Source organism: Pseudomonas sp. EA_65y_Pfl1_P113 (assembly GCF_963970525.1).
GTDB classification, from domain to species: Bacteria; Pseudomonadota; Gammaproteobacteria; order Pseudomonadales; family Pseudomonadaceae; genus Aquipseudomonas; species Aquipseudomonas tritici.
The window spans coordinates 1-451 of record NZ_CAXAQM010000586.1 but is presented as its reverse complement, the minus strand read 5'-3'; the positions used below and the strand labels follow the sequence as shown (position 1 = coordinate 451).

The following is a 451-nucleotide window of genomic DNA, read 5'->3' as shown; positions in this document are numbered from 1 at the left end:
CGTTGAGCCATCCCCGCCTTTCCATCATTCCGGCCGGCGCCGTCACGGACCGCTCGCTCGAGCCGCGCGACCTGCAGGTGCTGTGCCTGCTCGGGCGCCACACCGACAAGGCCGGCTGGTGTGCCCGCAGTCAGGTCAAGATGTCCCGCGAGCTCGACTGCTCGCGCGGGTCGCTGCAGAACTCGCTGCAGCGCCTCGTCGATGCCGGCTGGGTCGGGAAGAAGCGGCAGGATGTCGAGGTCGAGGAGGCCGGCAAGCAGCCGTCGCGCTCCTATGCGTACCGGGTATTGCTCGATCGCGACGATTTCGCCTTCGAAGCCGCCGCATCCGAGGCCGACGACGAACCGGTCGAGAGCTATGCAGAAACTGCATCCGAGGAGGGGGGGTGCCAACCGGTTGGCACCCCCGTGCCAGCGGATCAGCACCCGGGTGCCAACGCATGCGATGGCAC

The 451-nt window shown here is 68.3% G+C and carries 1 protein-coding gene; it reads left to right on the top strand.

What is annotated here, in order from left to right; translation table 11 throughout:
* Window positions 1-451, top strand: a 451-nt coding sequence (locus AACY52_RS31210; RefSeq protein WP_339561526.1) for a helix-turn-helix domain-containing protein, incomplete at both ends; no start/stop codon positions are given.